Origin of the sequence: Dictyobacter arantiisoli, assembly GCF_008326305.1 — a bacterium.
In the GTDB taxonomy this organism is placed as follows: Bacteria; Chloroflexota; Ktedonobacteria; order Ktedonobacterales; family Ktedonobacteraceae; genus Dictyobacter; species Dictyobacter arantiisoli.
Map to the genome: position 1 here is coordinate 1 of NZ_BIXY01000045.1, position 3,531 is coordinate 3,531.

The following is a 3,531-nucleotide window of genomic DNA, read 5'->3' on the forward strand; positions in this document are numbered from 1 at the left end:
GGGAGGGGAGAGAACGCCAGAGCATGGGTGAACGACAAGGGAGCCCGACGTTCGTCGTAGCGTCCCTTTGTCGTGCCAGGTCCTGGTTAGCGCTCGTTCTGTTACTCTCCGTCACTCTGATAGGCATTGCCTTGTTTCTCAAACTGCGCGGCCTTGCGTAGGGCTTTCTCTTCGTCGTCTGTCAGATAGGTGAGTTTCGGGACATTTTCCATTCCTGCATCTCTTCTCGCTTGTAACATCTTAGGGACCTCCCCTAACACAGCTCTAGGCGTCCGGAATTCCTCCACACGGGCACCTTTCTTTCTTCGCCATTTTGGAATATATGGATACTTTGTGCCTGGTGTGCCTTGTTTTAGATCAAGCGGGCGGAAGTGGTGGTTGTTAAAGTAATCTCGAAGTATGTCTGCTCGCTCTCGCGTCCCTTGATTTCGTCTAGTGGAGTCTGCGATTGGGGCCTTGATTGGGGTCTCAAACACCCTCTCTCCGTCACTCTGATAGGCATTGCCTTGTTTCTCAAACTGCGCGGCCTTGCGTAGGGCTTTCTCTTGGTTGCCTGTCAGATAGTCGAGGTTCGGGACATGTGGCATTCCTAAATCTCTTCTCGCTTGTAACATCTTAGGGACCTCCCCTAACACAGTTCCAGGCGTCCGGAATTCCTCCGTACTGCCATCTTTCCTTTTTCGCATTGTTGGAATATATGGATACTCTGTTCCTTGTGTGCCTTGTTTTAGATCAAGCTGGTGGAGGAGGTGGTTGTTAACGTACTTTCGAAGTATGGTTCCTCGATATCGCGCTCGTCCAGTGTAGTCTTCACGTGCCGTCCCCGTCGCCTGTTGCGCATCTGGAGCATCTGCAGACAGCTCGAGCTCGGGGTTATTAACGCGGTGTGAAGAGGAACCTTGCCCCTCCTGAGGCAGCTCAGGGTGATGAGGGGCTGCATTTTGAGGTCTAAAGGTGATGTTTGAAGAGGAACCTTGCCCTGATAGGCTACTGGTCGGATCCCCGTGTGGCGGCTGGTCGTATGGGTTGTATTCAGAGATTGGAGCGTTAAACACCCCACCCTCGATGTGAGCGAGCTGTTCATTTGGACTAGCGGCCAGCGTGTTTTCGAAGAATGTCGGATCCCCGTGTAGCTGGTAGAGGGCATTTGGCGCCTCTGGCTGTGGATCGAAGGAGAGGGCGGCAAACTGCTCTGAATAGATACCTTGCTCTGATGGGCCACTGGTCGGATCCCCGTGTAGCGGCTGGTAGTATTGGTTGGATGCAGAGATTGGGTCCCCATACGCATCAGTGAGAGGATCGTCCTCATACGCACCAGTGAGAGTGAGAGGATGGTCCTCATACACACCAGTGAGAGGATCGTATGGACCACCGGCCGGCGTGTGTTCGAAGAATGTCGGATCCCCGTGTGGCTGGTTGGATTGGTAGGATGAAGAGGGCGGGTCCTCATACGCACCAGTGAGAGGATTGTCGTGAAATGCCCAATCCTCGATGCCAGCGAACCGTTCATTTGGATTATTGGCCTCCGGGATGGGATCAGGGATTTCGAAGAATGGCGGATCCTCGCGTAGCTGGTAGAGGTAGAGGTTTCTTTGCACCTCTTGCTGTGCATAGAAGGAGTGGGCGACAGGCCGCTCTGAAGAGAGATCTTGCTCTGATGGGTCACTGGTCTGATCCCCGTGTGCCTGGTAGAGGGCTCTTTGCGCATCAAAAGGGGTATGAGGAACTGCATCTGGTCGATAAAAGCTGTATGAAGAGAGATTTTGCTCTGATCGGCTACTGGTCTGATCCCCGTGTAGCTGGTTGTCTTCAGCGGTCAGGTCCAGGACGGGAGTGAACAGTTCGTATGGATTCCCGGTCGGCGTGCTGTGACCAGCAGTGTGTTCGGAGAATGGCATAGGAATTCCTCCTTTTTGTCAAAAGGATAGAGCAGCAGGCAGGGAAATGCAAGAGGGAAAGAGGCCCAATCTGATCGGTCATGGGATGGGTCGGGGAAGATCCGAGCGTCTCGTGTCCTGATCGAGTTAGGTCTGGGGCCACAGAGCCGTGGCGGCCCCGGCAGCGTGAAGGGCAAACCCATCGATGCAGCCCCGGTGTGATCGAGAGGGCTTGGCGCAAAAAAATGTGCCGCACCCGATGCCCTCACCCCCAGGCCCTGTATCCCTTTCCCTGGGATCGAGAGGTGATGGAAGATGGAGGCACGGCACGGAGCGCAGGTCCGTGCATCCTTCATAGTACGAACATCCTACCCGTAGGCCATTCCTCTCTCCACATTCGTGTCGAGGGACAGTGCAGAGCGTTGGGGCACGTTGCTCGTACGAGGATGGGTTGCGACCTCGGCATGCACCTACAATTCTCCATTATGATTCTCCGTTTATTGTAAGGTTGCAATAAAACCATTTTGAGCATCATGGGCGCGCAAGATTCTATATTGGTGGTAGATAGTGTGTTGCATCATAGGCATGCGTTGGGCGGATAATCAATTCATAGTAGATCTTACCCATCGTTTGTGGGGGATAAGGCATGCCATGTTCCAACCACCATTGTGTCAGTGTAATCGCAGTAGTAACAATATGATTGGCGGCAATCTCGCGTGGGACCACGCTATTGCCTAATTGCTCATTCTTCGCGAGGGTACTTTGTGTCCCCGTTGCGACAATACGTTCCACAAAAGACGCCGATTGACCACTCCGCAGCAGCACGCGAATAACCTCATGATGCTGCTGGACATATTCAAATAAGCGTTGTCCATCCTCAACGGCATTGGATTGTACTAAAGGGAGAGAAAATAATGTTAATAATTCATTCAGCACCACATCCAGCACACTCCCCAGGAGAGCATCCTTATCGGGATAATGGCGGAAGAAGGTCGCGTAGCCGATATCCGCATAGCGTGTAATCTCGCGAATCGTCACGGCCTCATAGCCCTTCTCCAGCGTCAATGTGATCAATGCCCTGGCTAACAGTTGCTGTGTGCGTTTCACGCGTCGATCCTGAGCCTTCTCGCCACCGCCCGCCTGTGTTGATGGCACATCTTCTTGCGTACCCATCTGACAAAATCCCCTTTTGTCCTATTTTCCTTGACACGTAACATGCCGAAGATATACAGTATATCATGTCTCAGGTAATGATATACTGTATATCATAAGTTACAGAGAGGCTCATAAATAGCCGAGATGACAAACCTTTGTAGCGTGATAACAATTTCTGTGGTGAGAGAGTGTTTGATTCCCATCACCATCGGGATCTTGCTGCTCACCTGCTGGCAGGCGCAGGCGCGCCTGCGCCTTTTTTTAGTGTGTGCTGCAGGAAAAGTGCATAGCACTTTTCCTGCAGCACACACTAAACATTGGTTTGAGCACCATCGGTGCGAAAACTCATGCACAGAGATCGTGGAGAGCATGGGAATCAAACACATTCTGAGAGAGTGGTTGATTCCCATCACCATCGGGATCTTACTGTTTGACCTGCTGGCAGGCGCAGGCGCGCCTGCACCCTTTTTAGTGTGTGGTGGGGGGGGCGTGGGTGGTG

Annotated in this window: 2 protein-coding genes; both read right to left on the reverse strand. The window is 52.6% G+C overall.

All coding sequences use genetic code 11. The features are described from left to right. Nucleotides 1-101: 101 nt before the first annotated feature. Nucleotides 102-1,898 carry a hypothetical protein gene (locus F1593_RS15385; RefSeq protein WP_149402451.1) on the reverse strand — a complete coding sequence of 599 codons (1,797 nt, stop codon included), beginning with the start codon at nt 1,896-1,898 and terminating at the stop codon, nt 102-104. A 528-nt stretch (nt 1,899-2,426) separates the two neighbouring features. Beyond that, entirely contained in the window at nt 2,427-3,050 is a 624-nt protein-coding gene (locus tag F1593_RS15390; RefSeq protein ID WP_149402452.1) for a TetR/AcrR family transcriptional regulator, read from the reverse strand. Nucleotides 3,051-3,531 lie beyond the last annotated feature (481 nt).